The 26858-nt window shown below is 67.2% G+C and carries 23 protein-coding genes; 14 read left to right on the top strand and 9 right to left on the bottom strand.

Features of this window, described 5'->3' with window-relative positions; translation table 11 throughout:
* Positions 1–61: 61 nt before the first annotated feature.
* A complete protein-coding gene (locus tag J2X70_RS12175) occupies positions 62–568 on the bottom strand; it encodes an acyl-CoA thioesterase (protein ID WP_025876535.1) in 507 nt (168 codons plus the stop codon).
* Positions 569–759: 191 nt separating this feature from the next.
* Positions 760–1971, bottom strand: a complete 1212-nt coding sequence (metK, locus tag J2X70_RS12180; RefSeq protein WP_025876533.1) for a methionine adenosyltransferase — start codon at positions 1969–1971, stop codon at positions 760–762.
* Between the two features lie 313 nt (positions 1972–2284).
* On the opposite strand from metK, the gene J2X70_RS12185 reads away from it, so the two are divergent.
* From J2X70_RS12185 to J2X70_RS12195, 3 genes are all read left to right on the top strand, one after another.
* Positions 2285–3994, top strand: a complete 1710-nt coding sequence (locus J2X70_RS12185; RefSeq protein WP_309910535.1) for a GNAT family N-acyltransferase — start codon at positions 2285–2287, stop codon at positions 3992–3994.
* The gene (locus J2X70_RS12190) at positions 3991–4791 is read left to right on the top strand and encodes a UDP-2,3-diacylglucosamine diphosphatase (protein ID WP_025877846.1); all 801 of its coding nucleotides are present in this window, start codon (positions 3991–3993) and stop codon (positions 4789–4791) included. The genes J2X70_RS12185 and J2X70_RS12190 overlap by 4 nt, the downstream gene beginning before the upstream one ends.
* Before the next feature lie 117 nt (positions 4792–4908).
* Complete coding sequence (locus J2X70_RS12195) at positions 4909–5967, top strand: metal-dependent hydrolase (protein ID WP_309910537.1); 1059 nt, start codon at positions 4909–4911, stop codon at positions 5965–5967.
* 198 nt (positions 5968–6165) lie between these two features.
* Here the strand turns inward: J2X70_RS12195 and J2X70_RS12200 are convergent, their stop codons facing one another.
* The 4 genes from J2X70_RS12200 to J2X70_RS12215 form a co-directional block, all read right to left on the bottom strand.
* Positions 6166–6993 (bottom strand): class I SAM-dependent methyltransferase, encoded by an 828-nt coding sequence (locus tag J2X70_RS12200; protein WP_032974924.1) that lies wholly within the window; start codon positions 6991–6993, stop codon positions 6166–6168.
* Positions 6994–7003: 10 nt separating this feature from the next.
* On the bottom strand, positions 7004–7999 hold the full coding sequence (gene dusB / locus J2X70_RS12205) for a tRNA dihydrouridine synthase DusB (protein WP_025877853.1): 996 nt from the start codon (positions 7997–7999) through the stop codon (positions 7004–7006).
* Positions 8000–8619: 620 nt separating this feature from the next.
* Complete coding sequence (locus tag J2X70_RS12210) at positions 8620–9585, bottom strand: ribokinase (RefSeq protein ID WP_025877854.1); 966 nt, start codon at positions 9583–9585, stop codon at positions 8620–8622.
* A gap of 26 nt (positions 9586–9611) precedes the next feature.
* Entirely contained in the window at positions 9612–10910 is a 1299-nt protein-coding gene (locus J2X70_RS12215; protein ID WP_025877855.1) for a nucleoside transporter C-terminal domain-containing protein, read from the bottom strand.
* A 193-nt stretch (positions 10911–11103) separates the two neighbouring features.
* Here J2X70_RS12215 and J2X70_RS12220 point away from each other — a divergent pair, with 193 nt between their 5' ends.
* The 5 genes from J2X70_RS12220 to J2X70_RS12240 all read left to right on the top strand — a co-directional run bounded on the left by J2X70_RS12220 (position 11104) and on the right by J2X70_RS12240 (position 16421).
* Positions 11104–12075: an aldo/keto reductase gene (locus tag J2X70_RS12220; protein ID WP_025877856.1), complete on the top strand. Its 972-nt coding sequence runs from the start codon at positions 11104–11106 to the stop codon at positions 12073–12075.
* A gap of 197 nt (positions 12076–12272) precedes the next feature.
* A complete protein-coding gene (locus tag J2X70_RS12225) occupies positions 12273–12467 on the top strand; it encodes a hemin uptake protein HemP (protein ID WP_005412278.1) in 195 nt (64 codons plus the stop codon).
* A 152-nt stretch (positions 12468–12619) separates the two neighbouring features.
* Positions 12620–14806 (top strand): TonB-dependent hemoglobin/transferrin/lactoferrin family receptor, encoded by a 2187-nt coding sequence (locus J2X70_RS12230; RefSeq protein WP_025877865.1) that lies wholly within the window; start codon positions 12620–12622, stop codon positions 14804–14806.
* A gap of 4 nt (positions 14807–14810) precedes the next feature.
* On the top strand, positions 14811–15413 hold the full coding sequence (locus J2X70_RS12235) for a hypothetical protein (RefSeq protein ID WP_025877867.1): 603 nt from the start codon (positions 14811–14813) through the stop codon (positions 15411–15413).
* Between the two features lie 72 nt (positions 15414–15485).
* Positions 15486–16421, top strand: coding sequence for a DUF6607 family protein (locus J2X70_RS12240; RefSeq protein WP_309910542.1), 936 nt, complete (start codon positions 15486–15488; stop codon positions 16419–16421).
* A 455-nt stretch (positions 16422–16876) separates the two neighbouring features.
* Here the strand turns inward: J2X70_RS12240 and J2X70_RS12245 are convergent, their stop codons facing one another.
* Both J2X70_RS12245 and J2X70_RS12250 read right to left on the bottom strand, forming a co-directional pair.
* On the bottom strand, positions 16877–19390 hold the full coding sequence (locus J2X70_RS12245) for an FtsX-like permease family protein (protein ID WP_140227969.1): 2514 nt from the start codon (positions 19388–19390) through the stop codon (positions 16877–16879).
* Positions 19387–20034, bottom strand: a complete 648-nt coding sequence (locus J2X70_RS12250; RefSeq protein ID WP_059066070.1) for an ATP-binding cassette domain-containing protein — start codon at positions 20032–20034, stop codon at positions 19387–19389. Before J2X70_RS12250 ends, J2X70_RS12245 begins: the two co-directional genes overlap by 4 nt.
* A 75-nt stretch (positions 20035–20109) precedes the next feature.
* Between J2X70_RS12250 and J2X70_RS12255 the strand changes: the two genes are divergently transcribed.
* The 3 genes from J2X70_RS12255 to J2X70_RS12265 all read left to right on the top strand — a co-directional run bounded on the left by J2X70_RS12255 (position 20110) and on the right by J2X70_RS12265 (position 22983).
* Positions 20110–20757: an arylesterase gene (locus J2X70_RS12255; protein WP_025877872.1), complete on the top strand. Its 648-nt coding sequence runs from the start codon at positions 20110–20112 to the stop codon at positions 20755–20757.
* 90 nt (positions 20758–20847) lie between these two features.
* The gene (locus J2X70_RS12260) at positions 20848–21561 is read left to right on the top strand and encodes a response regulator transcription factor (protein ID WP_002811889.1); all 714 of its coding nucleotides are present in this window, start codon (positions 20848–20850) and stop codon (positions 21559–21561) included.
* A 150-nt stretch (positions 21562–21711) separates the two neighbouring features.
* Positions 21712–22983, top strand: a complete 1272-nt coding sequence (locus tag J2X70_RS12265) for a HAMP domain-containing sensor histidine kinase (RefSeq protein WP_032974932.1) — start codon at positions 21712–21714, stop codon at positions 22981–22983.
* 151 nt (positions 22984–23134) lie between these two features.
* Here J2X70_RS12265 and J2X70_RS12270 read toward each other — a convergent pair whose 3' ends face one another.
* Positions 23135–23833 (bottom strand): SGNH/GDSL hydrolase family protein, encoded by a 699-nt coding sequence (locus J2X70_RS12270; protein WP_223483375.1) that lies wholly within the window; start codon positions 23831–23833, stop codon positions 23135–23137.
* 234 nt (positions 23834–24067) lie between these two features.
* Here J2X70_RS12270 and J2X70_RS12275 point away from each other — a divergent pair, with 234 nt between their 5' ends.
* The 3 genes from J2X70_RS12275 (at position 24068) to J2X70_RS12285 (ending at position 26662) form a co-directional block, all read left to right on the top strand.
* Entirely contained in the window at positions 24068–24463 is a 396-nt protein-coding gene (locus J2X70_RS12275) for a diacylglycerol kinase (protein ID WP_025877898.1), read from the top strand.
* A gap of 33 nt (positions 24464–24496) precedes the next feature.
* Entirely contained in the window at positions 24497–25246 is a 750-nt protein-coding gene (locus tag J2X70_RS12280) for a TerC family protein (protein ID WP_025877899.1), read from the top strand.
* A 255-nt stretch (positions 25247–25501) separates the two neighbouring features.
* Positions 25502–26662 (top strand): MFS transporter, encoded by a 1161-nt coding sequence (locus tag J2X70_RS12285; protein WP_223483374.1) that lies wholly within the window; start codon positions 25502–25504, stop codon positions 26660–26662.
* Positions 26663–26858 lie beyond the last annotated feature (196 nt).

The raw sequence follows: 26858 nt of genomic DNA on the forward strand, positions 1-26858 counted from the left end.
AGTTGCCGGCCAGCGGCCGGCACTACCGGTTTGCCAGGTGCCGAGCCCGGTCGGCCCGCTTTCATTCTTCCGGTGACGGCGGATTGGACGCCAGCAGTTCCAGATGCCGCTGCTCCATTTCCTGCCGAAGCTGGCGGCGGATCAGCGCTGCGGCCTGCCGGCGCTTTTCATCCGAACTGGCCGGCTGCAGCGATGGAACCGGCGTCGGCCGGCCGTCCTCGTCCACCGCCACCATGGTGAAGAAGCAGCTGTTGGCGTGGCGCACGCTGCGCTTGAGGATGTCCTCGGCCACCACCTTGACGCCGATTTCCATCGACGAGGTACCGGTGTAGTTCACCGAGGCCAGGAAGGTGACCAGTTCGCCCACCGCGATCGGCTGGCGGAACACCACCTGGTCCACCGACAGGGTGACCACGTAGCGGCCGGCATAGCGGCTGGCGCAGGCATAGGCGACCTGGTCGAGCAGGCGCAGGATCGCGCCACCGTGGACCTTGCCGGAGAAATTGGCCATTTCCGGCGACATCAGCACGGTCATGGACAGCTGGTGGGATTTGAGTTCGGTCGACATGGGGCGATTGTATCGGCAACCACCGTCGCTACCATCTGCCGGCCAGCGGCCGGCACCCTCATGATGTCCGCAAACCGATGCATGGTTGCCGGCCAGCGGCCGGCACTACCGAAAGCAGAAGGGCCGCTTGCGCGGCCCTTCTTGAAGGTCAGCCGACTGACAGTCGGCTCTACAGCGGCCCTTCGTGTTTCTTACTTCAGCTTCGCATCGGCGCGCAGGGCGGCGGCGCGATCGGTCTTCTCCCAGGAGAAGGCCGTGGCGTTGACGGTCTCGCCCTCGCCGTTGATGTAGCTGAACTCCTTCGGCTTGCGGCCGAAGTGGCCATAGGCCGCGGTCTGCTGGTACATCGGGTGGATCAGGTCCAGCATCTTGATGATGCCGTACGGGCGCAGGTCGAAGTGCTTGCGGATCAGCTTCTCGATCTTGTCGTCGCTGATCTTGCCGGTGCCGAAGGTGGTGACCGAGATCGAGGTCGGCTCAGCCACGCCGATGGCGTAGGAGACCTGCACTTCGCAACGGTCGGCCAAGCCGGCGGCAACCACGTTCTTGGCGACGTAGCGGGCAGCGTAGGCGGCCGAACGATCGACCTTGGACGGGTCCTTGCCGGAGAACGCGCCACCACCGTGACGAGCCCAGCCGCCGTAGGTGTCGACGATGATCTTGCGGCCGGTCAGGCCGCAGTCGCCCACCGGGCCGCCGATCTCGAACTTGCCGGTCGGGTTGATGTGGAACTTGGTGCCCTTGTGCAGCCACTTGGCCGGCAGCACCGGCTTGATGATCTCTTCGCGGACGGCCTCGATGAGGTCCTTCTGCTTGATGCCCGGGGCGTGCTGGGTCGACAGGACCACCGCGTCGATGGCCGAAACCACGCCGTTTTCATAGCGCAGGGTGACCTGGCTCTTGGCGTCCGGACGCAGCCAGGACAGCGGCGAGTTGCGCTTCTTGCGGATCTTGGCCTGCTGCTCGACCAGGCGGTGCGACAGGTGGATCGCCGCCGGCATGTAGCTGTCGGTTTCGTTGGTGGCATAGCCGAACATCAGGCCCTGGTCGCCAGCGCCCATTTCTTCCGGCTTCTTGCGGTCAACGCCCTGGGCGATGTGCGGGGACTGCTTGCCGATCAGGTTCAGCACGCCGCAGGTGGCGCCGTCGAAGCCGACGTCGGAGCTGTCATAGCCGATGTCCACGATGACCTTGCGGGTCAGCGCTTCCAGGTCGATCCAGGCGCTGGTGGTGATTTCGCCGGCAACGATGGCAACGCCGGTCTTGACCATGGTCTCGCAGGCCACGCGGGCGCGCTGGTCCTGGGTCAGGATCGCGTCCAGCACCGCATCGGAGATCTGGTCGGCAACCTTGTCCGGATGGCCTTCAGAGACCGACTCGGAGGTGAAGAGGTAGCTGGACATCAGGCTTAATATCCTTTGATTCGGATGGAAAGATGGGCGCGAATGATACACGGGGTGCGCCGCCTGTGCATTGTGAACCTGTATGGGTTGCCGGTGGTTAAGGTGTTGTGCCCGGCAGAGCAGGCCTTGGCGAGCACTGTGGGGGCATCGTGCACCGGCAGTGTTCCACTGGCGTGACCATTGCCGCCCCCGCCGGGACCGGATGTGCCAGCGCCTGCGCCGTCATCATTCTGCCGCCAAACCGCCATCTGGCTGCCGCCTGCCGGGCGCAGGCTCTCGGCCAACCCGGCCGCCGGGCAGGAGGGGACACGCCATGCAGGAACTCGAACAGCGTCTGCAGCAACGCTATCCCGACTGGTTCCATGGCCGTCGGGGCCAACTGGCCCGGCCCCTGCTGCGCAGCGTCGGGCGCTGGTCACGGCTGGACCGGATCGAGGCGTTCCTGCGCCGCAATGCCAACGTGCGCGGTTTCGACTTCGTCGCCGCCGGACTGGAGTTCATCGAGGGTCGCTATCACGTGGACCCCGCCGCGCTGGCGCGGATCCCCGCCACCGGCCGCCTGTTGATCGTGGCCAACCACCCTTCCGGCGCGCTGGATGCGCTGGCGTTGCTGGATGCGGTTGGCCGCATCCGCCGTGACGTGCGGATCGTGGCCAACGATCTGCTGGGCGCGATCGGGCCGCTGCAGGACCTGCTGCTGCCGGTACGCATCCTCGGCGGCAAGGTCCAGCGCAGCAGCCTGCAGGCGGTGGAGCAGGCGCTGGCGGCCGAGCAGTGCGTGATCGTGTTCCCGGCCGGCGAGGTCTCGCGGCTGTCGCTGCTCGGCATCCGCGATGGTCGCTGGCAGCGGGGGTTTGTCCGCTTTGCCCGCGCCGCCGCCGCACCGGTACTGCCGGTGCGGGTGGAAGCGCGCAATTCGGCGCTGTTCTACGGCGCATCCACCCTGTTCAAGCCGGCTGGTACGGCACTGCTGGCACGGGAGATGTTCGCCCGCCGCGGCCGGCCGCTGCGGCTGCGCATCGGCGAACCGATGCAGCTGGGGCAGGGTGATCCCGGCGCGCAGCTGCTGGCGGTGCGCCGCGCGGTATATGCGCTGGGGCGCAGCACAGCGCTTGCCGAAGGCTGCCCGGCAGGGCCCGAGCCGCTTGCCGCGCCGGTGCCGCCTGCACAGGTCGCCGCTGCGATTGCCGCCGCCACCGTGCTGGGGCAGACCGCCGATGGCAAACAGATCCTGCTGGCCAGCTGCGCCGCTGATTCGCCGCTGCTGCACGAGCTGGGGCGGCTGCGCGAACTGACCTTCCGCCAGGTGGGCGAGGGCACGGGCCGCAGTCGCGACCTGGACGACTTCGACCTGCACTACCAGCACATCGTGATCTGGGACGGCACCGCGCAGCGCATCGCCGGTGCCTACCGGATCATGCGGGGCGCGCAGGCGCTGGCGCGCCGGGGCTTGGCCGGGCTCTACAGCGCTTCGCTGTTCCGCTATTCCGACGACGCCATTCCCCGCATTGCCGAAGGCCTGGAATTGGGACGCAGCTTCGTGGTGCCCGATTACTGGGGCAGCCGCAGCCTGGATTACCTGTGGCAGGGCATCGGCGCTTACCTGCAATGCCAGCCCGGCATCCGCTACCTGTTCGGTGCGGTGTCCATCAGCGCCGCGCTGCCACGCGATGCGCGCGAGCAGCTGGTGGCCTATTACCAGCGTTACTACGGCGTGGCCGATGGCCGGGTGCAGTCGAACCGGCCGTTCCAGTACTTCGCCGCGCCACCTTGCTTTGGTGAGATGGATGCGGCGGCTGCCTTCGACGTGCTCAAAGCCAATCTCGCCGCGCTCGGTACCGGTGTGCCCACCTTGTACCGGCAGTACACAGACCTGTGCGAACCCGGCGGTGCACGGTTCCTGGCGTTTGGCGTCGATCCGGATTTCAGCGACTCGATCGACGGCCTGATCGAAGTCGACCTGCACGCGATCCGGCCACACAAGCGCAAACGCTATCTGCGCGATGCGGGGATGCCGGCATGAGCACGCTGGCGAACCTGGCACCGCATCGTCGCGCCGTGTTCGTCTCCGATGTTCATCTCGGGTCGCGGCATTGCCACGCCACCGAGCTGGCGCGTTTCCTCGGCACCCTGCGCTGCGAGCGCCTGTATCTGGTCGGCGACATCATCGACCTGTGGTGGATGGCACACCGACGCGCCAACTGGCGGCAGTCGCACAGCGAGGTCATCCTGGCCCTGCACGCGCTGCGACGCGCCGGTACCGAGATCATCTACATCCCCGGCAACCACGACGCCTCGCTGCGCCAGGTGTGCGGCCTGATGCTGCCGGCGATGCAGGTGCGCCGCCGTGCGATCCACACCACCGCCGATGGCCGCCGGCTGCTGGTGGCGCATGGCGACGACTATGACGGTGTCACCCACTTCGGTGGCCTGCAGGAGCGGTTTGGTGACTGGCTGTACTACCGCATCCTCACCGGCAACCATCTGTTGAATGCGGTGCGGCGCCGACTCGGGATGCGCTACTGGTCACTGTCCGAATTCCTGAAACGGCAGAGTGGTGCCGCTGAACGCTACATCGAGCGCTTCGTGCAGGCCGGCCTGGACGATGTTCGCCGGCGAGGCCTCGACGGCATCATCTGTGGGCACATCCACCGCGCCGCACTGATCGAACGCGACGGTCTGGTCTACGCCAATGACGGCGACTGGGTGGAGAGCCTGACGGCATTGGCCGAGGACCACGACGGCGCCATGCGGCTGCTGGACCACAACGGGCGGACGTTGGTGGAGCTGCCGGGAGCACGGTTGTCGCAGGCGGCGTGATTCACAGCTGCAGGGACAGGCCCACGCGCGGCTGCGGCCGCACTGGCAGCTGACTGACGCGCCGCCGGGCAGGAAACCGCCGCTGCACGGAGATCGCCAAGCCGCTAGCATCGGCCGATGGACTCATTGACCCAGATCGTTCTTGGCGGCGCCGTCGCTGCCGCCATCGCCCCGCCTGGACACCGCCGTGCCGCCCTGCTGGCCGGTGCCGCGCTCGGTACCCTGCCGGACCTGGATGCCCTCTGGCTGGGCTTTGCCGCCGCCGACCCGGTGGCGAACATGACCGACCATCGCAGCTTCAGCCATTCGCTGCTGGTGCTGCCGTGGGTGGCCGCGCTGATCTGGTGGCTGTTCAAGCGCTTCGGCAACGGCCGGGTGGCGCAATCACCGCTGCGCTGGTTCTGGGCGATCCAGCTGGCGCTGGTCACCCATCCGGTGCTGGATGCGTTCACTGTCTACGGCACGCAGCTGTGGTGGCCGTTGCAGCCACATCCCGCGATGGGCTCGAGTGTCTTCATCATCGATCCCGGCTACACGGTGTGGCTGCTGCTGGGCTGCGTGCTGGCCTGGTTCGGCCGCGCGCGACCGTGGGCGGGCAAGGTGCTCGGCGTTGCGTTGCTGCTCAGCAGTGCGTACCTGGGCTGGGGGCTGATCGCCAAGGCACAGGTCGACCACGCCGCGCAGCAGAGCCTGGCCGCGATGGGCCTGGGCGACGCGCCGCGGTTCTCGGTGCCGATGCCGTTCAATACCCTGTTGTGGCGGGTCGTGGCGATGACCCCGAATGGCTACGTGGTTGGTGACCGCTCGCTGGTGGCCGACCACGGGCCGATGCGTTTCGAGGGGCATCCGTCCAACGTGCAGGCCTTGCGCGAAGCGGCGGGAATTCCGGCAGTACGGCGCCTGCAGTGGTTCAACCGTGGCTTCATGCGCGCACAGGTGGTGCAGGGCAGGCTGGTGCTGAGCGACCTGCGCATGGGCCTGGAGCCGGACTACACCTTCAATTTCGCGGTGGCCGAGCAGGTTGATGGCCAGTGGCGCGCGATCGTGCCCGAGCAGTTGCGGGTGGACTACAGCAGCCCGGCCGCGCGTGCCGATGCCGGCCGCCGGTTGTCGGCGACGTGGCAGCGCATCTGGCACGAACCGGAGGCGGCGGACGGCGCCGCGGCGCACCCGTAGATCCACGCCACGGCCCATCAGCCCAGTAGATCCACGCCATGCGTGGATGGCGCAGTGCATCGGCACCCAGTAGATCCACGCCACGCGTGGATGGCGCAGTGCATCGACACCCAGTAGATCCACGCCATGCGTGGATGGCGCAGTGCATCGACACCCAGTAGATCCACGCCATGCGTGGATGGCGTGTATCGCGCCCGCTCAATACACCGTTGCGCGGCCCTGCACGAACGAATAGAAGAACACCGCGTTCGGATCGTTCTGCACCAGCCGGAACTCGCGGCGCATGCCCTCCACCGTCTCTTCGTCCACCGTGCCGGCCTGCAGCAGCTGGTCGGCCGCCGACAGCAGCAGCTGTTCCCAGAAAGCGATCATCGTCTTGCGACGTGCCGGTTCGCGGTTGTCCAGATGGATGGTCTTGATCTCGGTGTGCACATCGCGGAAGCCACCGGCCAGCAGCAGGTTGCCCAGCTTGGCGCCGACGAACGGATCACCGCCGTGGTCGTACTGGAAATCGTTGAAGGCCATCCAGTAGCGCCAGATGTGCGGCGAATACGGATCAAGCAGGAACGAAGCATTCATCACCTCGGTGATGTAGACCGGCGAGCCCGGGGCCAACACGCGGCGTACTTCACTCAGCACGCGCGCCGGCGACGGCACGTGTTCCAGCACCCAGCACAGGAACGCCGCATCGAAGCTGCGCGCCTCGAAAGGCAGTTCGCCGGCATCGGCCTGCTGCAGGGTGTAACGGTCGTTGCACCACGGCGTGCGCGCCAGGTTTTCGCGCGCGGTTTCCAGCTGGGCCTCGCTCAGGTCCACGCCGGTCACGTGCAGCTCGGGGAAGCGGCGCAGCAGGATCTCGGTCTGCGCGCCCACGCCACTGCCGACTTCCAGCAGGCGCTTTGCGCCGCTGTAATCGATCTGGCCGAAGATGCTCGTTTCCAGCAGGCGCGCCTGGGTCATCAGCCGTTGCTGCTCCGTGCCGGAGAACCCATGCAGGTAGGTCGGGGAAGAAATCGGCGGGGTCATGGGGGCGGGCTCAGGCAGCGGAAGACATCGCCGGTTCCCCGGCAATCAGGCGGTCGAAATAGTCGGTGGTCAGCGCGATCTGGCTGGCCGGATCTTCGGCGCGGTTGACCACCGCGCGGAACGCGGCATTCTCCGGCCGATCCTTGGCGTACCAGCCCAGGTGCTTGCGCGCGATGCGCACGCCCTGCGGTTCGCCGTAGAAATCGTGCAGCGCGTGCAGATGGCCGAGCAGGATGTCGCGCACTTCGGCCAGCGACGGCGGCGGCAGCTCCTCGCCGGTGGCCAGGTAATGCGCCACTTCGCGGAAGATCCACGGCCGGCCCTGTGCGGAGCGGCCGATCATCACCGCATCCACGCCGGTCTGCTGCAGGACGAAGGCGGCCTTCTGCGGCGAATCGATATCGCCGTTGGCGATCACCGGGATGCGCAGCGCGGCCTTGATCTCGCCGATCGTGGCGTACTCGGCCTGGCCGGTGTAATGCTGGTCGCGGGTACGGCCGTGCACCGCCAGCGCAGCGATGCCACTGTCTTCGGCGATACGCGCGATGAGCGGGCCGTTGCGATGGTCGCAGTCCCAGCCGGTGCGGATCTTCAGCGTCACCGGCACGTCCACCGCGTTCACCACTGCTTCCAGGATGCGCGCGACCAGCTGCTCGTCGCGCATCAGCGCAGAACCGGCCCAGGCGTTGCACACCTTCTTGGCCGGGCAGCCCATGTTGATGTCGATGATCTGCGCGCCATGGTCGACGTTGTAACGCGCGGCCTCGGCCAGCTGCTGCGGCTCGGTGCCGGCGATCTGCACGCTGATCGGCGCCGGTTCACCCGCATGGTCCATGCGGTGGATGGACTTGCGCGTGTTCCAGAAGCGCGGGTCGCTGATGGTCATTTCCGAGGCGGCCAGGCCCGCGCCCAGCCGTTTGCACAGCAGGCGGAAGGGTTTGTCGGTAACGCCGGCCATGGGCGCCAGCACGACGTTGGGGGCAATGGAGTACGGGCCGATCTGCATGCGCCCATTGTAGGGCGCGGCAGGCGCCCCGGCTGGGTTGGCGGCCCGCCGGTTCAGGCCGATCCGGACCGACCTCATGCCGGACGGGCATCAGCAGATGCTTGATGGTCGCTTCCGTCGCCCCCACGGGCCGGTCATGGTGGGCGGCTGGGCGGGCCGGCAAGGCGCATCCACGCATGGCGTGGATCTACTGTGCCCCGGTAGATCCACGCCATGCGTGGATGGGGCCGTCGCACCCAGCACCCGGTAGATCCACGCCATGCGTGGATGGGGCCATCGCACCCAGCCCAGTAGATCCACGCCATGCGTGAATGGGGCCATCGCACCCAGTACCCGGTAGATCCACGCCATGCGTGGATGGGGCCATCGCACCCAGCACCCGGTAGATCCACGCCATGCGTGGATGGGGCCATCGCACCCAGCACCCGGTAGATCCACGCCATGCGTGGATGGGGCCATCGCACCCAGCCCAGTAGATCCACGCCATGCGTGGATGGGGCCATCGCACCCAGCACCCGGTAGATCCACGCCATGCGTGGATGGGGCCTTGCCCATGAACGTGAAAAGGCCCGGGCATCTGCATGCCCGGGCCCGATCATCATCCCCACGGGGATGTCGCGTTACTTCACTTCGGCATCGGCCGGGGTGAAGCGCGGCATCGCCGCCGCTGCGCCTTCCTTCTCGGTCGAGCGACCGGCGAACTGGTTGGCAAAGCGCACGTGGCGGGCGAACGGAGCGTCCGGCACCTGTGCCATCGAGGCCACCAGCGCACCGTTGAAGGCATCGCCGGCACCGGTGGTGTCGATCGCCTGCACCTGTTCGGCACCCACGCGGTAGTACGGCTGGGTGTCGCCACGCAGGTGCTCGTCGGCATGCGACACGAACACGCCCACCGAACCCAGGGTCACCACCACCGTGCCGTTGCCGACCAGCTTGCGGCACAGCGCGTGCAGGCTGGCACCGTCCAGCGCGGCGACGTCATTGGCATCCACGCGCTCGCCGACATGACGGCCGAGCAGGGCGGCGAACTCGGTCTCGTTCGGGGTGATCACATCGGCCAGCTTCAGCAGGCCGATGCTCGACGGGGCGTCGGCCGGGGCGGCGTTGAGAACGGTGGTGACACCGGCCTCACGGGCCACGGCCAGGGCCGCTTCGATGGTCTGCACCGGCGATTCCAGCTGCACCAGCACCACTTTGGCGCCGGTCAGCAGGGCCTGCTGTTGCTGTACGAAGTCGGTGCTCAGCGCCGCGTTGGCACCCGGGCCGATGACGATGGTGTTGCGGCCACGGGCATCGACGTAGATACCGGCGGTGCCGGTCGGCTCGCTGCTGGCTTCGGCGATCAGCGCGAAACCATCCTGCGCGGCAAGGTCACGGGCGGTGGCACCACCGGCGTCGTCGCCCAGCGCACACAGGAAGCTGGTGTCAGCGCCGGCACGGCAGGCGGCAACGGCCTGGTTGAAGCCCTTGCCACCGGGACCGGTGCTGTAGCGGCCGGCAATGGTCGCACCCGGTGCCGGCAGCGACTCGCACCGCCACACGTGATCGACATTGAAGGAACCGACGACAACGACACTGCTGCTCATAGGGAATCTGTTCTCGAAACTAGGGTTCAGCTGAAATGCGTCAGCACGCCGGCGATGGTAGCCGTCATGAAGGTGGCGATGGTACCGCCCAGCACCGCGCGCAGGCCGAACTTGGCCAGATCGTGGCGGCGTTCCGGTGCCAACCCGCCGATGCCGCCAATCTGGATCGCGATCGAACTGAAATTGGCGAAGCCACACAGCGCGTAGGTGGCGATCAGGCGACCTTCGTCGGACAGGCTCATGCCCGGCACCTGGCCATTCACGATCTTCGACAGTTCGGTGTAGGCGACGAACTCGTTGATCACGACCTTCTGGCCGATCAGCGAACCGACGGTGGTGGCGTCGGCCCACGGCGTGCCGATCACCCAGGCGATCGGGGCCAGCACGTAACCGAAGATGGTCGACAGGTCGGTCGGCTTGCCGATCGCAGCCGCCAGGCCGGTCACTTCACCGATCCAGGTCAGCGGCGCATTGAGCAGGGCGATCAGGGCGATGAAGGCCAGCAGCATCGCACCGATGTTCAGGGCCAGCTTCAGGCCGTCACCGGCGCCGGCGGCGGCGGCGTCGATGATGTTGCTGGAGGTCTTCTCCACTTCCATCTTGACCGTGCCGCGGGTCAGCGGGGTGCCGGTTTCCGGAATCAGCAGCTTGGCCACGACCAGGGTGGCCGGTGCCGCCATGATGCTGGCCGCCAGCAGGTGCTTGGCGTAGAACGCCTGCTGCACCGGATCGCCACCGCCCAGCATGCCCACGTACGCGGCAAGCACGCCGCCGGCGATATGGGCCATGCCGCCGATCATCATCGTCAGCAGCTCGGACTGGGTCATCTTGGCGATGTACGGACGCACCGTCAGCGGCGCCTCGGTCTGGCCGATGAACACGCTGGCGCAGACGCTGGTGGTTTCCGCACCGGACACGCGCATCACCTTGGTGATCGACCAGGCCATCACCCGCACGATCGCCTGCATGACGTTGAGGTGGTACATGACCCCCATCAGCGCCGAGAAGAAGATGATCGTCGGCAGCACCTGGAAGGCGAAGATGAAGCCGTAGTTCTTGACGTCCATCAACGAGCCGAAGATGAACTTCGAACCTTCGTTGACGAAGCTCAGCACTTTCACGAAGCCCTGGCCCAGCGCATCGAACACGTCGCGCCCGCCCGGTACCAGGATCACCAGGGCCGCAAAGGCGATCTGCAGGGTGATGCCGGTGGCGACCAGCTTCCAGTCCACCGCGCGCTTGTTGTTGGAAAACAGCCAGGTGATGCCGATCAGCACCGCCAAACCGAACAGGCCGAAGCCGATCCTGCCCAAACCTTCGACCATCTGAGTGACTCCCCTGGGGCGTCGCGAAAAACGGGAAGCCTAGTGCAGGGCAGGGGCCGGAGCAAGGAAAAGCCGTCTGCGCGCGGCCATCGGCTCCGATCAGGCCAGCAACAGCAAGGGGTTGCGCCTGCCGGGACAGGTAGAATGGTGGCTTGATCCCGGCCCGTATGCGGGCCCGCAGCAGGAGAATCGCATGCTCTACCGTCGCCTTGGCTCCACCGGCCTGCCGATGTCCGCCCTGTCCTTCGGCGCCTGGGTGACCTTCGGCGACCAGGTGCCGCGCGACGAGGCGCGCAACCTGGTGGCGGCGGCCTGGGACCATGGCATCAACTTCTTCGACAACGCCGAGGGCTACGCCAACGGCCGCGCCGAGCAGGTGATGGGTGATGTGATGGCCGACCTGCGCCTGCCGCGCGATGGCTTCTGTGTGTCCAGCAAGGTGTTCTTCGGCAGTGCCAAGGACCCCCGGCCCACCCAGCGCGGCCTGTCGCGCAAGCATGTGACCGACGCCTGCCATGCTGCGCTCAAGCGCCTGCGGGTGGACTACCTGGACCTTTATTACTGTCATCGTCCGGATCCGGACGCGCCGATCGCTGAGACGGTGCATGCCATGGACACCCTGGTCCGGCAGGGCAAGGTGCTGTACTGGGGCACGTCGGAATGGTCGGCCAACCAGATCCAGGAGGCGGTGGACATCGCCGCGCGCCACAACCTGCAGGCGCCGTCGATGGAGCAGCCGCAGTACAACCTGCTGCACCGTCAGCGCGTGGAAGTGGAGTACGCGCCGCTGTATGCCACCGCCGGACTGGGCACCACGATCTTCTCGCCGCTGGCCTCGGGCCTGCTGAGCGGCAAGTACGACGACGGCGTGCCGGCCGATGCGCGCCTGGGCCGCGAAGGCATGGGCTGGCTGCAGGACCTGGTGCTGGGCGACAACGCCGATGAGCGTTTGGCCCGGGTGCGCCGCTTCAGTGCGGTGGCCCGCGAGCTGGGTCACGCCCCGGCCAGCCTGGCCATCGCCTGGTGCCTGCGCAATCCCAACGTCTCCAGCGTGATCCTCGGCGCCAGCCGGGTCAGCCAGCTGCTGCAGAACCTGCAGGCGCTGGACGTGCTGGCGCAGGTGGACGACGCCGGCTGGGCGCAGGTGGAAGCCGTATTCGCCTGAGGAACGGGGACAGGTGGCAGGGTCGAACCCACGCTCGGTCGGCCCTCCCGCGCCCAGTCGGGCCCATTCCAATAGATGGTAGCTATCGAATTTTAGATTTCGATCATTAATTCCATCAATGAAGTTGAGAATGGTTGTTGATTGTCAACTGAGAATCATTATCATTTAACTCGTCCCTCGCACGAGTCCAGATGCTCATGAATGCTCAACCTGTACTGCTGCGCCCCGAAACGCTGACCCTCCGCGACCGCCCGGTGCGTGTCGTGCCGCCGGAAGAGGTCATCGACAGCGAAGCCCTGCTCAAGGGCCGTCGTGAAATCCTGATCCAGCACGGTGACCGTTTCTACCGTCTGCGTCATACCAGCAACGACAAGCTGATCCTGACCAAGTAACGCGGTCTGGTCGCCTGCCTCCCTCCCTCCTGTCGGCAGCGCCGGCAGGGTGGGCGACCCGTCCGCTCCTGCTCTCTCCCCCTCGGTCTACCGTTCATGCCTGTCTGGCGTGGCGGTGGCCGGGGGTTCCCCTGCCTGACCGAACGATGCCGATGACCCGCCCGACTGCCCTTTCCATTGCCCTGTGGATGGCTCTGCCGCTGTCCGCCCACGCTGCTGCCGATGCTGCGCCCGACGCGCGCGAATTCGATCGCGTGCAGGTCACCGCCACCCGTACCGAACGTGCGGTCAGCGATGTCGCCGCCACCGTCGATGTGATCGACCGCGAGCAGATGGACCGGCAGCTGGTGCAGGACATCAAGGATCTGGTCCGCTACGAGCCGGGGCTGTCGGTCAGCCGCAGTGCCACCCGTTTCGGCCTCGGCAGCATCCGCATCCGTGGCCTGGATGGCAATCGCGTGCGCATCCAGACCGATGGCATCGCCATGCCGACCAGCTTCAACATCGGTTCGTTCTCCAACGCCAACCGCAACTTCACCGACCTGGACACGCTCAAGCGCGTGGAGATCGTGCGCGGGCCGGCGAGTTCGCTGTACGGCTCGGACGCACTTGGCGGCGTGGTTGCCTTCGTCACCAAGGATCCGGCTGATTACCTCAAGGATGGCAAGGACAGCTACGTCGGCCTGAAATTCGGCTACGACGGCGAGTGGAAGGGCCTGCTCGGCGGCGTCACCAGCGCTTTCGGTGGCGAGCACTGGAGCGGCATGGTCAACATCAACCACCGCCAGGGCCAGGAAACCGACAACAAGGGCGATGTGCGCAGCAACGACAACACGCGCACCGCGGCCAACCCGCAGGACCGCGATGGTCGCAGCGGCCTGGCCAAGCTGGTCTATGCGCCCAGCGAAGACCAGCGTTTCCGCCTGACCGTGGAAGGCAACGAAGACAACACCGATACCGACGTGCTGTCCTCGATCGACCGCACCACCACCACCGGCATGAAGGCGCGCGACAAGCAGAACCGCACCCGCGTGTCCTTCGCCCACGAAATGGATGCGCTGGACAAGGGCTTCGCCGACAGCCTGCACTGGCAGGTCTACACGCAGGACAGCGAAACCACGCAGCGCACCGATGAGGCGCGCGCCAACGGCAGCCGCCGCCATCGCGAGTTCAGTTTCGACCAGCGCGTATATGGCCTGCAGGCGGTGTTCAACAAGGCCTTCAGCACCGGCAGCGTCGAACACGCGCTGACCTATGGCTTCGATGGCGCCCGCACCGAGATCCGCCAGAAGCGCGATGGCTACCAGGTCAGCAATCGTGGCGTGGTCAGCACGACGATCCTGCCCGACGCGTTCCCCGTGCGCGATTTCCCGATCAGCAAGACCACCGAGCTGGGCCTGTACGCGCAGGATGAAATGCGCCTGGCCGATGGCAGGCTCTCGCTGGTGCCGGGCGTGCGCGTGGACCGCTACGAACTGAAGCCGGACGTGGACAGCATCTTCGCCGAGGACAACCCCGGCGTGGCCGTGTCGGAGCTGAAGAAGACCAGCGTGTCGCCGAAGTTCGGCCTGGTCTATCGCTTCACCGACGAGTGGTCGCTGTTTGCCGGTTACTCGCGTGGTTTCCGCTCGCCGCCGTACAACGACGTCAACCTCGGCTTCACCAATTTCGCTTTCGGCTATACCGCCATTCCCAATCCGGACCTGAAGCCGGAAACCAGCGATGGCGTTGAGCTGGGCCTGCGCTTCCTGTCGCCGGCGGCGTACGTGAGCGTGAGCGGCTACTACAACGACTACAAGGACTTCATCGAGTCGCAGACGCTGGTGGGTACCAACCCGCAGGGCCTGATGGTGTTCCAGTCGCGCAACATCGCCGACGCACGCATCTACGGCGCCGAACTGAAGGCCGGCGTCGACTTCGGCCAGATCCGTCCCGCACTGCAGGGCTGGGCGCTGCGCAGTGCGGTGGCGTGGTCGCGCGGCGACAACAAGACCGAAGACACGCCGCTGGATTCGGTCGATCCGCTGCGCGGCACCGTCGGCCTGATGTACGACACCGATACCTGGGGAGTTGAACTGGCAGGCACCTTCGTCAAGCGCAAGGACCGGCTGGCCAGCACCACCACCTATCGCCCGGCGGGCTATGGCGTGGCCGACCTGATGGCGCACTGGAACTTCGCCCCGGGCGCCACCTTCAACGTCGGTGTCTTCAACCTGGGTGACAAGCGTTACATCGACTGGTCCAACGTCGGCTCGACCCTGTCGGCCACCAGTACCGTTCTGGACCGCTATACCAGCCCCGGCCGCACCCTGTCGGCCAGCCTTGCCGTGTCCTGGTGATCCCATGAGCCGAGCCCTGTCCGCGCGCCGCCCGCCGTCCTCCCTGTCGCGTTCGTCGCCGCGGGCCTGGCCTGCGCCGGCACAGCTGGCAGCGCTCGGCACGGTGTTGTGCCTGTATCACGCCGATGGCAACGAGCTGGGCGGTTGGCGCCAGGCGGTATCGGTGCATGCCTGCCAGGGCGTGGACAGCGAGGGCCTGCGCGAAAGCCTGTGCTTCCTCGATGCACGAGGCCGTTGCGTGTGGCGCCTGTACCTGTTGCCGGACAGCGATTTCCTGGCCTGGGACCGACTGGTGGCGACGCTGCCGCCGGGTCCTTCGCACGATAGCGATGGCAGCGTCGGTGAGCGCCTGTGGCGGCGCCTGGCCGGGCACCTGGGCGGACAACGCTGGCGTCTGTGCACGCTGCGCCTGCACGCCGCCGACGAGGGCCGGACCCTGGCCGCCAGCCTGTCCACGCTGTCGTCGCTCGGTGCCGCCACCGCGCGCCGCATCGCACGCATGGAAGGCGCCGAAGGCGAACTGGCGATCGACGACTGCTGCTGCGCCGACGCCGCACGCCGCCCTGCCGCGCGCGCTCCCGGCGACCTGCCGCTGGTACGGCTGTGACCTGATTGCGATGGATTGCCTGCCGGCCAGGATGGCCTTTCCACGAAACCTGCAACCCCGAAGGAAGACCCGATGAAGTTCCAGACAGCCAGCGTGATGGTGCTGCTCGCCGCTAGTGGCGCCGCCAGCGCGCAGCCCTCCGACATCGCCCGCGACCATGACAGCATCCTTGCCATGCAGGGTGAGTACACGGTGGATTTCGCCTTCGATGAGACCGTGCTGCTGAAGCCGGGCTACGAGCGCGCGCCGGCCATGCGCAGCGGTGGCAACGAAGTGGTGATCGTGGTCGAGGACACGCCGAAGCGCATCGTGCTGCAGCACCTGCTGCTGGACGAGAAGAGCGGCCACGTGACCAAGCACTGGCGGCAGGACTGGGTGTATGAAGCGCCGAACCGCTTCGAGTTCAGCGCCGACCAGACCTGGCAGGTGCGCACGATCGCGGCCGCAACCAACCAGGGCGCCTGGACCCAGTGCGTGTACGAAGTCAGCGATGCACCGCGCTACTGCGGCACCGGCACGTGGACCTACTTCAACAACGTGCCGACCTGGACCAGCGACATCAGCTGGCGGCCGCTGCCACGCCGCGAGTACACCAAGCGCAGCGATTACAACGCGCTGGCGGTGGTCAACCGCCACACCCTGACCCCGAACGGCTGGACCCACGAGCAGTTCAACACCAAGGTGCAGCGCAACGCGGATGGCAGCCAGGTGGAAATCGCCCGCGAATTCGGCTTCAACGACTACATCAGGACCACCGAGGTCGACTTCACCCCGGCGCGCGATTACTGGAAGGCCACCGCCGGCTACTGGAGCAAGGTGCGCCAGCGCTGGGACGGCTACCTGACCCAGGCCCCGGGCGTGCACCTGAAGACCAAGCTCGACGGCATGGCGATGATCATCCCGTTGTTCACCCAGGCCGAGGACGTGCAGGCCGGCAAGCAGGTGAAGGACGCGCAGATCGACGAAGTCTTTGCCAAGTACGTGGAAAAGGCGCCGAAGGAAGGTTGATCGGCGCGCTGCGGTACCGGCCTGGCCCGGCACTGCATCCACGCATGGCGTGGATCTACCGGACGTGCGCTGCTCTGGTGGGTGCCGAGCTTGCTCGGCACGCTCTCCGGCGGTGATTGCACCCGGCATCCACGCATGGCGTGGATCTACTTGCTTGCGCGGCATGGATCTACCGGGATCATCGGCAATGCATCCACGCGTGGCGTGGATCTACTGGGACCATCGGCACTGCATCCACGCATGGCGTGGATCTACTGGGACCATCGGCACTGCATCCACGCATGGCGTGGATCTACTGGGTCCATCGGCACTGCATCCACGCATGGCGTGGATCTACTGGGTCCATCGGCACTGCATCCACGCGTGGCGTGGATCTACCTGCTTGTGTGGCGTGGATCTACTGGGCTCGCTGGTAGATCCACGCCATGCGTGGATGCCTTTGCCACAGAACAGCGTCAGGCCTCGCGCAGCGCCAATGCCGGTGGCGTGTGCAGGATCCGCCGGGTCCCCAGCCAGCCGGCCAGCAGGCTCAGCGCGATGCCGAGCAGGCCACCCAGCAGCAGGCCCGGCCACGGCGGCAGCAGCGGCAGTTCGAACACCTTCTGCGACACCGCTACGCCGATCACCGCTGCCGCGCCCACCGCCAGCAGCGCCGCCAGCGCGCCCAGCGCACCGAATTCCACCAGCACCGCGCCACGCAGCTGGCGCCGCGTCGCACCCAGCGTGCGCAGCACCGCGCTGTCATAGCGTCGCTCGCCCGCCGTTGCCTGCAGCGCCGCCAGCAGCACCAGCACGCCGGCCAGCAGACTGAACACCATCACCAGCTGCACCGCCTGCGCCACCCGTTCCATCACATCGCGTACCTGCGAGATCACCGCATCCACGTCCAGCAGCGAGAGGTTGGGCTGCGCACGCACCAGGGCACCCAGTCCCGCCGATCGGCCGGCCGGGAGATGGAATGCCGACAGCAGGTTGTGCGGTGTATCGCCCACCGCGTTCGGGTTCAACAACACGAAGAAGTTCGGCCGGAAGGTATTCCAGTCGGCCTTGCGCACGCTGGTGACGCTGAACTCGCGCTGCTGCTCGCCCACCGCTATGGTGATGCGGTCACCGGGATACACGCCGTAGCGCTTGGCCCAGCCGATCTCCACGGATGCCTCCGCGGCGGTGCTGTCCGGCTTCCAGAACGTGCCGTTGACCAGCGTATTGGCCGGCGGGAACGTGCTGCGCCAACTGAAGTTCAGCGGCCGGTTCTCGTCATCGTCGTCGCGCTGTCCTTCACCCTGCGGCTGATTGTCGTCGGCCGGCGTGCGATCCACTCGCAGCGGCGGTTTGCCGTTGATCGCGATCAGGCGGCCGGTGGCCATCGGTTCGATGCTGGCATCGTGCGCACCCAGGCCCTGCAGGGTCGCCAGCACGCTGTCGCGCTGCTCGGGCTGGATGTTGATCAGGAAATAATTGGGCGTGTCCGCAGGCAGGCGCTCGCGCCACTGCTGCAGCAGGCCGGGGCCGATCACCGCCAGCAACAGCAGGGCGCACAGCGACAGTGACAGGCCCACCAGCTGCATCACCGCCAGCATCCGCCGCCGCGTCAGCGCTGCCAGGCCCAACCGCCAGTTGCCGTGCAGGCGGTGCTGCAGGCCACGCAGCAGCTGCAGCAGCAGGAACCCGACCACGCCCGCGGCCACCGCCAGCCCGGCCAGGCCACCCAGCACCCACAGCGCCAGTTTCAGATCGCCGGTGACCTGCACCGCCAGTACCAGGCTGGCCGCCAGCGCAGCCACATAGGCCAGCAGCGAGGCCGGCGGCAAGGCTGCGAACGAACGGTTGAGCACGCGCATCGGCGGCACGCCACGCAGGCGCAGCAGCGGTGGCAGTCCGAAGCCGAACAGCAGCAACAGGCCGATTCCCGCGCCGGTCAGCGCAGGCATGGCTTCGGGCAGCGGCAGGCGTTGCGGCACCAGGCTACCCAGTACCTGCACCAGTCCTTCCTGTGCCGCCATGCCCAGGCCGATGCCGATCGCACACGCCGGCACCGCCAGCATCAGCAGCTGCAGGGCCAAGCCGGCCAGGATGTCGCGCTGGCGTGCACCCAGGCAGCGCAGGATCGCCACCTGGTCGATGCGACGCAGCGCGAACCGGTTGGCCGCCAGTGCGGTGGCAACGCCGGCCAGCAGCACCGCCAGCAGCGCGCTCAGGCCGAGGAAACGACCGGCCAGGTCGAAGGCCTGGCGCACACCGCGCTGGGTATCGTTCACGCTGAGCAGGCGCATGCCTTTTACCTGCGGCAGCAGCCATTGCCGGAATGACGCGATGTCGGCGGCAGGGCCGGCGAACATCACCCGGTAATTGATGCGGCTGCCGGGGCCGAGCAGGCCGGTGCCTTCCACATCGGCGCGGTTGACCAGCAGGGTCGGCGACAGCGTCAGCAGGTCGCCACCGGCATCCGGTTCCGATTCGATGATGCCAGCGATGCGCAGCGTGCCCGCACCGAATTCCAGATCGTCGCCGGCCTTCAGGCCCAGTGCCTGCAGCAGGCGTGGGTCGGCATAGGCCTGGCCCTTGGCCGGCATTCCGGCATCGGCGATCAGCGCGCCGCCGGGCGTGGCACGCACGCGCAGCGCGCCGCGCAGGGGGTAGCCCGCTTCCACGGCCTTGATGCTGGCCATCTGGCTGGCATCGCCCTGGAACAGCACGCTGCCGAAGCTGGCCAGCCGCGTATGCGCCAGGCCGCGTCGCTGCGCCTCCTCAGCGAACGCGGCGGGCGGGTCATCGCGGCCGGCCACGCCGAGGTCGCCGCCGAGCATTTCCGCCGCGCTGCCGGTCAATGCCAGGTTGACCCGGTTCACCAGCGTGCCCACCGCCGTCATCACCGCCACGCCCAGTACCAGGGCGGCGAACACGGTCAGCAGGTCACCTGCCAGGGCCTCGCGGCGCAGCGCGCGCCACGCATGCCGCAGCAGGTTCATGCGTCCACTCCATGTTCCACCGGCTGCAGGCGGCCGTTGTCGATGCGATGGATGTACTGGCAGCGCTGCGCCAGGCGCAGGTCGTGGGTGACCAGCACCAGCGTGGTACCGCTGCCGGCGTTGAGTTCGAACAGCAGATCGCTGATGTGCTGGCCGGTGGCCTGGTCCAGTGAACCGGTGGGTTCGTCGGCGAACAGGATGCGCGGGCGGCTGACGAATGCCCGGGCAAGGGCGACACGCTGCTGCTCGCCGCCGGACAACTGCCGCGGGTAGTGGCGGGCACGATGCGAGAGTCCGACCGCAGCCAGCACCTCGTCCACCCGCGTGCGGTCCTCGCGCCCGGCCAGTTCCAGCGGCAGCGCGATGTTCTCGGCCGCCGTCAGCGCCGGCAGCAGATGGAAGCTCTGGAAGACGAAGCCGACGTCGCGCGCGCGCAGCTGTGCACGCGCTTCTTCGTCCAGTGCCGTCAGATCCTGGCCCGCCAGCGCGATGCGGCCACGGCTGGGCAGGTCCAGCCCGGCCAGCAGGCCGAGCAGGGTGGTCTTGCCGGAACCAGAGGCGCCGACGATGGCCACGCTGGTGCCTTCATGGACGGTCAGGGTGATGTTGTCCAGTATGTGGACTTCACCCTCCGGGCCATGCACGGATTTGCCGACCTGGTCGACGGCGATGGCGACGGGCGCGCTGCGGGGGGACAGGCTGTCGATGAGGAGACTCCAATGCACAAGACGGAATGGAGCCGGCAAGCCGGCGCAATGATGATGCTGCTGCTAGGGTTGCTGCTGTTGCCGGTACTGGCGTGTGCCAAAGGTCCGGGCGGCGGTACCGTGCTGGTGCTCGGTGACAGCCTCAGTGCCGCCCACAATATCCCGGCCGATGCCGGCTGGGTCAGCCTGCTGCAGCAGCGGGTCAGGCAGCAGTCGAAAACCCCGCCGCGCATCGTCAACGCCAGCATGAGCGGGGAAACCACTGCTGGCGCGCTGACCCGCCTGCCGGGCCTGCTTGGCCGGGAGAAGCCCACGGTGGTGGTGATCGCCCTCGGTGGCAACGATGCGCTGCGCGGGCTGACCCCGGCGCAGGTGCAGGGCAACCTGGAGAAGATGGTGCAGGCCAGCCAGAAGGCCGGTGCCAAGGTGCTGCTGCTGGGCATCGACGTGCCGCCCAACTATGGGGCGGGCTACCGCCAGCGCCTGGCTGCGGCGTACCGGGCACTGGCCACGCAGTACAAGGTGCCGTTGCTGCCGTTCCTGCTGGAAGGCGTGGCCCTGCAGCCCGGCTTGATGCAGGCCGACGGCCTGCATCCCACCGCCCAAGCGCAGCCGAAGGTGCTGGACAACGTCTGGCCGCTGCTGAAGCCGCTGCTGTGAGCACGCCATCTTCTTTTCATTGACGCAACTTCACATCGCGTGCACCGTCGATCGGGCATGTTTCACAAAGCTGAAGAAAGAGGGATTCTCATGCGTCAGACGAAGGAGACTTCCGGCTTGGTGCTGGTGGTCGAAGACAACCGCAATATCTCCGAGATGATCGGTGAATACCTGGAAGGCCGTGGCTTCGAGGTCGACTATGCGCAGGATGGCCTGGACGGCTACCGTCTGGCTGCCGAGAACAGCTACGACGTCGTCGTGCTGGACCTCATGCTGCCGCGGCTGGATGGCATCGAAGTGTGCCGCCGGCTGCGCAACGATGCGCGCAAGTCGACCCCGGTGCTGATGCTGACCGCGCGCGACACGCTGGATGACAAGCTCACCGGGCTTGGCTTTGGTGCCGACGATTACCTGACCAAGCCGTTCGCGATCCAGGAACTGGAAGCCCGCCTGCGCGCGCTGATCCGCCGCGAACGTCGCCAGGTGGGTTCGGAAGTGCTCAAGGTCGCCGACCTGGTGCTCGATCCGGTCAGCATGCGTGCCACCCGTGCTGGCACCGAGCTGCAGCTGTCGCCGATCGGCCTGCGCCTGCTGACCATCCTGATGCGTGAATCGCCGCGTGTGGTCACCCGCCAGGAAATCGAGCGCGAGATCTGGGGCAACGGCCTGCCTGATTCGGACACGTTGCGCAGCCATCTGTACAACCTGCGCAAGATCATCGACAAGCCGTTCGATCGGCCGCTGCTGCACACCGTGCAGAGCGCGGGCTATCGCATCGCCGATATCGCCCAGCCGATGGCCTGATCGACGTCGTGCCGGTGTTGCAGCAGAACCGGCACGGCCGTGGTCGGCAGGGAAGGGGTGCACGTTCCGGATACCGGGTCGTCATCGTCCATGCACGATCACGGCACAGCGCGCTGCCTATAATCGCAGCGCTCTGACCGGGACACCGCAATGCCGCACGGCCTGCCGCGCAAGATCCGTATCGCTTTCATCCTGCAAGCCGTGCTGGCCAGCCTGGGTATCCTGCTGGGTGCCTGGCTGGTTTCGCTGGTGATCAAGCACAGCCTGGTGGGCGCTGCCCTGCGCGAAGAAGCGGCGTACTACTGGACACTGCACGAGGCCTCGCCCGTGCAGCCGCCACCCAATACCCAGAACATCCGTGGCTACCTGCTGGAACGCGGGCAGTCCAGCCTGTCACTGCCGGCCAACCTGCGCACGTTGGAACCGGGTTTCCACGAACTGCCCGACGACGATCAGCTGGTGCTGGTCGACGCCCGCGAAGAGGGGCGCCTGTACCTGGTGTTCCTGCGCTCGCGCGCGGAGATGCTGGCGTTCTGGTTCGGCATCGTGCCGGTGCTGCTGACCCTGCTGGCGGTATATGGCGCCTCCTGGATCACCTACCGTGCCTCCAAACGCCTGGTATCGCCGGTGAACTGGCTGGCGCGCCGTGTCTCGCGCTGGGATCCGGGCCATCCGGAAGCGGCCGATCTGGAGCCGAACAAGCTGCCGGCGGACATGCAGGGCGAGACCCGGCAACTTGCGGCGGCGCTGCATTCGCTGGCCAACCGGGTCACCGCGCACGTGGCGCGCGAGCGCAACTTCACCCGTGATGCCAGCCATGAACTGCGCACGCCGCTGACCGTCATCCGCGTGGCCAGCGACATGGCGCTGGGCGATGAAAGCCTGGAGCCGCGCCTGCGTCGGAGCCTGCAGCGCATCCAGCGTGCCGGGCGGGACATGGAAGCGGTGATCGATGCCTTCCTGATCCTGGCCCGTGAGGCCGACGTCGAGCCGCAGGTGGAACTGTTCGACGTCAACGACATCGTCCGTTACGAAGTGGACAACGCCAACGAGCTGCTGGTGGGACGGCCGCTGGCGGTGCACCTGCACAGCGACGCGGCCGTGCAGCTGCACGCACCGCCGCGGGTGCTGCAGGTGGTGGTCAGCAACCTGGTGCGCAACGCCTGCAGCTATACCGATGAAGGCCGCATCGACGTGCATGTGCACAACGACCGGGTGGTGGTGAGCGATACCGGCATCGGCATGTCCGCTGACGCGCTGTCGCGTGCGTTCGAGCCGTTCTATCGTGCCGATCCCAGCCGACCGCAGGGCACCGGCCTGGGGCTGTCGATCGTGCGCCGCCTGTGTGACCGCTTCGGCTGGAAGGTCAGCCTGGCCAGCGAGCTGGGCAAGGGCACCGAGGCGACGGTGATTTTCCGCTGAGGGCCGCTTGCCACCTCGGTAGTTGCCGACCTTGGTCGGCGCTTTCACTGGGATGCAGGTGGACGCATTCATGCCAACCAAGGTTGGCAACTACCGGAGCCCGCGCGTTGTCGCGGTAGTGCCGACCGCTGGCCGGCAATCTCGGGATCAATCAGTTGCAGTTGACCTTCGGCGCCAGCGCCTTGGTCCAGATCGCATAGCCGGCCGGGGTCATGTGCAGCATGTCCTCGCGGAACAACGACGCATCGGGTTGGCCGTCGGCCCCGAGCATCGGTGTGTAGATGTCGGTGTAGCCGGTGTTGGGCAGCTTCGCCAACGCAGCCTTGATCTTCGCGTTGGCGTCGTTGATCGCCGGCAGCAGGTGCGCCCGCGAGGGGCTGGGCTTGATGGAGACGTATTCCACCTTCGTCTGCGGCAGGTCGCGATGCACGCGCTGCACGAAGGCCACCACGTCATCGCGTACCTGGGTTGCGCTGCGGCCGCTGTTGAGGTCGTTGTCGCCGGCGTAGAAGAACACCTTGCACGGCGCGTACGGCACGATGGCCTGGCCGGCGTACCAGGTGCTGTCGCGTACTTCCGAACCTCCGAAGCCGCGGTTGAACACCGGTTGCCCCGGGAAATCCCGGGCCAGGCTGTCCCACATGCGGAAGGACGAGCTGCCGATGAACTCAATGCCACCACGCGGCGGCGGATTGGTCCGGTCGGCGGCGGCGAAGGCGGCGATGTCGGCCTCCCAGGCCACGTTGGAGACCTGCGCAGGGATCTGTGGCGGCGCCGGCGGGCTCAGGGCCTGGGCCAGCGGCGCGGCCAGCAGGCCGAGCAGGATCAGGCAGGTGCGGGGACGGGTCATCAGGCACTCCGGCAGGGCAGGGGTATCCATCATAGAAGCTGGGCTGGCCCCGCGCTTGGCCGCGCTGGGCCGTTTGCGGGGTCGTTCGCAGGGCCTCGCGGCGGGGCGTGCGGGGTGCCATTGCCGCCCTTGTGGCAAAATGGGGGCTGTCTGCCTATCCCTGTGCACCCATGATTTCCTGCCGTGCGTCTGAGCGGTCGCTGCGCCGCGCCCCTGTTGCTGGATCCATCACCCGTGGCTGATCAGTTCGGCCACATGCCCCGCGGCCCGCGCCGCATCTTCCAGGCCGCCCGCTGGTCCTGGCAGGGCCTGCGTGCTGCCTGGCTGCACGAGTCCTCGTTCCGGCTGGAGGTCTACCTGCTGGTGCTGCTGACCCCGCTGGCGATCTGGCTGGGCCAGACCCCGGTGGAGCGCGCGCTGATGATCGGCTCGATGCTGCTGGTGCTGGCGATGGAGCTGGCCAATTCGGCCATCGAGGCGGTGATCGAGCGCTATGGCGCGGAAATCCACGAACTGGCCGGCCGCGCCAAGGACATGGGCTCGGCGGCGGTGTTCGTGCTGATGATGAACGTGCTGCTGTGCTGGGCCCTGGTGCTGGTGCCGCGGTTGTTCCCGGCCAGCGTCGGCTGATCCTTCTTCCTCCCCCCTTGTTGAAGACTTCCCATGTCCCTTGAGCTTCTCGCCGATCCGAACGTCTGGTTGACCCTGTTCACCTTGAGCGCGCTGGAAATCGTGCTCGGCATCGACAATCTGGTGTTCATCTCCATCGCCGTCAGCAAGCTGCCCGAAGAGCGCCGCCCGTTCGCGCGCCGCCTCGGCATCGCCGTGGCCTGCATCACCCGTATCGGCCTGCTGGTCTCGCTGGCGTACCTGGCGCACATGCAGGCGAACCTGTTCACCGTGGCCGGCATGGGCATCTCCATCCGCGACCTGGTGCTGATCGTCGGTGGCCTGTTCCTGATCATCAAGGGCTGGATGGAGATCAAGGAGATGATCACCGGTGGCGAGGACGAGGACCCGACCACCACCAAGACCTCGGCCGTGTTCGGCTACGTGATCGCGCAGATCGCGGTCATCGACATCGTGTTCTCGCTGGATTCGGTGATCACCGCCGTCGGCATCGCCGACCATGTGCCGGTGATGGTGGCGGCGATCCTGTTGTCGGTGGCGGTGATGCTGCTGGCGGCCAACCCGCTGGGCCGCTTCATCGATGCCAACCCGACCGTGAAGATGCTGGCCCTGGCCTTCATCCTGCTGATCGGCGCGGTGCTGATCCTGGACGGCCTGGACGTGCACGTGCCCAAGCCCTACATCTACGCCGCGATGGGCTTCTCGGTGCTGGTGGAGTGGCTGAACCTGCTGATGCGCCGCCGCGCACGCGAACACCACGTGCCGGGCGCCGGCGACTGGTAAGCAAGCGAGACAGAACCCCCGGCCCGGCCGGGGGTTCTGCGTTTCAGGCGCCGCTGCGCTCGCCGGGCATGGCCCGGCGCTACCGAAGCGTGGGCCATGCCCGGCGTGGCTTCTTCCCGCAATGCCGGCTTGCACCTTCCACTTGTGAATCGGGATCAACACTGTTTTCCCGCGTAGTGGCTTACTCCCGGCCGGCAAAGCGCGCAGGCTACGCGCTCATTTTCCACAGGGCCTGCCCCCACGCAGGCAACCCCCATGAATTCCAGAGCCGCATTGCTGGCCCTCGCCGTCGGCGCCTTCGCCATTGGCACCACCGAGTTCACGCCGATGGGCCTGCTGCCGGTCATCGCCAACGGAGTGGGGGTCAGCATCCCCACCGCCGGCATGCTGATCACCGCCTATGCGGTGGGCGTGATGCTGGGCGCACCGGTGATGACCCTGCTGATGGGACGCTTCGGCAAGCGCACCGCACTCATGCTGCTGATGTCGATCTTCGTCATCGGCAACCTGCTGTCGGCGCTGGCCCCGAACTACGGCCTGCTGCTGCTGTCACGGCTGGTGACCAGCCTCAATCACGGTGCGTTCTTCGGCATCGGCGCGGTGGTCGCCGCCAGCCTGGTGCCGAAGGAGAAGCAGGCCGCGGCGGTGGCGACGATGTTCATGGGCCTGACCATCGCCAACATCGGTGGCGTGCCGCTGGCGACCTGGGTCGGCCAGCAGCTGGGCTGGCGCCTGGCCTTTGCCGGCACCGCCGTACTCGGTGTGGTTGCGATCACCGCGTTGGCCATGGCACTGCCGCCGTCGGCCGCGGGCGCGCGCCCGGATGTGCGGCGTGAACTGAAATCGATCATGCAGCCGCAGGTGCTGCTGGCGATGGCCACTACGGTGCTGGGTGCAGGTGCGATGTTCACCCTCTACACCTACGTGGCGCCGGTGCTGACTGAACTGACCGGTGCGTCGAATGCCTTCATCGCGCTGTCGCTGGCATTGATCGGCATCGGCTTTACCTTCGGCAACGGTATTGGCGGGCGCCTGGCCGACTGGTCGCTGGACGGCGCCACCCGGATCCTGCTGGCGGTACTTGCGGTGCTGATGTTCGTGCTGCCGCTGGCTTTCATGAGCCAAGCGACTGCGGCGCTGGGTGTACTGCTGTTCGGTGCGGCGACCTTCGCCATCGTGCCGCCGTTGCAGATCCGGGTGATGCAGGCGGCCAGCGAGGCGCCGGGCCTGGCGTCGTCGATCAACGTCGGTGCATTCAACCTCGGCAATGCACTGGGCGCGGCGCTGGGTGGTGCGGTGATCAGCCTGGGGCTGGGGTACGCGGCGATTCCGGTGGCCGGTGGCCTGCTGGCAGCGTCGGCGCTGCTGCTGGCGTGGCTGGGGCGGGCACGCGCGCCGGTGGCTGAGGCTTGCTGAGGGATGTGTTCCGGCAGGGCTGCGCCCTGCACCCGCAGAGGCGGTAGTGCCGGCCGCTGGCCGGCAACCTCAACAGCAACGGCGGGCATTCCGTGGGATGGCGGGGTGGGTCAGCTTGCGGGGGACGCTGCAAGTACGTCCCTGTAAGCTCGGTCGCGCCATCCATGGCGCTCACGCCCCCGCAAGCTGACCCACC

This window comes from Stenotrophomonas sp. 1337 (assembly GCF_031455455.1).
Lineage (GTDB): Bacteria > Pseudomonadota > Gammaproteobacteria > Xanthomonadales > Xanthomonadaceae > Stenotrophomonas > Stenotrophomonas indicatrix.

What these genes read in the sequence shown, in the direction of transcription:
- J2X70_RS12280 (WP_025877899.1), top strand. Translation starts at nt 24,497, where the DNA reads ATGTCCCTTGAGCTTCTCGCCGATCCGAACGTCTGGTTGACCCTGTTC.
- J2X70_RS12260 (WP_002811889.1), top strand. Translation starts at nt 20,848, where the DNA reads ATGCGTCAGACGAAGGAGACTTCCGGCTTGGTGCTGGTGGTCGAAGAC.
- J2X70_RS12175 (WP_025876535.1), bottom strand. Translation starts at nt 568, where the DNA reads ATGTCGACCGAACTCAAATCCCACCAGCTGTCCATGACCGTGCTGATG.
- J2X70_RS12265 (WP_032974932.1), top strand. Translation starts at nt 21,712, where the DNA reads ATGCCGCACGGCCTGCCGCGCAAGATCCGTATCGCTTTCATCCTGCAA.
- J2X70_RS12235 (WP_025877867.1), top strand. Translation starts at nt 14,811, where the DNA reads ATGAGCCGAGCCCTGTCCGCGCGCCGCCCGCCGTCCTCCCTGTCGCGT.
- J2X70_RS12215 (WP_025877855.1), bottom strand. Translation starts at nt 10,910, where the DNA reads ATGGTCGAAGGTTTGGGCAGGATCGGCTTCGGCCTGTTCGGTTTGGCG.
- J2X70_RS12230 (WP_025877865.1), top strand. Translation starts at nt 12,620, where the DNA reads ATGACCCGCCCGACTGCCCTTTCCATTGCCCTGTGGATGGCTCTGCCG.
- J2X70_RS12270 (WP_223483375.1), bottom strand. Translation starts at nt 23,833, where the DNA reads ATGACCCGTCCCCGCACCTGCCTGATCCTGCTCGGCCTGCTGGCCGCG.
- J2X70_RS12185 (WP_309910535.1), top strand. Translation starts at nt 2,285, where the DNA reads ATGCAGGAACTCGAACAGCGTCTGCAGCAACGCTATCCCGACTGGTTC.
- metK (WP_025876533.1), bottom strand. Translation starts at nt 1,971, where the DNA reads ATGTCCAGCTACCTCTTCACCTCCGAGTCGGTCTCTGAAGGCCATCCG.
- J2X70_RS12190 (WP_025877846.1), top strand. Translation starts at nt 3,991, where the DNA reads ATGAGCACGCTGGCGAACCTGGCACCGCATCGTCGCGCCGTGTTCGTC.
- J2X70_RS12240 (WP_309910542.1), top strand. Translation starts at nt 15,486, where the DNA reads ATGAAGTTCCAGACAGCCAGCGTGATGGTGCTGCTCGCCGCTAGTGGC.
- J2X70_RS12195 (WP_309910537.1), top strand. Translation starts at nt 4,909, where the DNA reads ATGGACTCATTGACCCAGATCGTTCTTGGCGGCGCCGTCGCTGCCGCC.
- dusB (WP_025877853.1), bottom strand. Translation starts at nt 7,999, where the DNA reads ATGCAGATCGGCCCGTACTCCATTGCCCCCAACGTCGTGCTGGCGCCC.
- J2X70_RS12200 (WP_032974924.1), bottom strand. Translation starts at nt 6,993, where the DNA reads ATGACCCCGCCGATTTCTTCCCCGACCTACCTGCATGGGTTCTCCGGC.
- J2X70_RS12245 (WP_140227969.1), bottom strand. Translation starts at nt 19,390, where the DNA reads ATGAACCTGCTGCGGCATGCGTGGCGCGCGCTGCGCCGCGAGGCCCTG.
- J2X70_RS12220 (WP_025877856.1), top strand. Translation starts at nt 11,104, where the DNA reads ATGCTCTACCGTCGCCTTGGCTCCACCGGCCTGCCGATGTCCGCCCTG.
- J2X70_RS12285 (WP_223483374.1), top strand. Translation starts at nt 25,502, where the DNA reads ATGAATTCCAGAGCCGCATTGCTGGCCCTCGCCGTCGGCGCCTTCGCC.
- J2X70_RS12255 (WP_025877872.1), top strand. Translation starts at nt 20,110, where the DNA reads ATGCACAAGACGGAATGGAGCCGGCAAGCCGGCGCAATGATGATGCTG.
- J2X70_RS12225 (WP_005412278.1), top strand. Translation starts at nt 12,273, where the DNA reads ATGAATGCTCAACCTGTACTGCTGCGCCCCGAAACGCTGACCCTCCGC.
- J2X70_RS12210 (WP_025877854.1), bottom strand. Translation starts at nt 9,585, where the DNA reads ATGAGCAGCAGTGTCGTTGTCGTCGGTTCCTTCAATGTCGATCACGTG.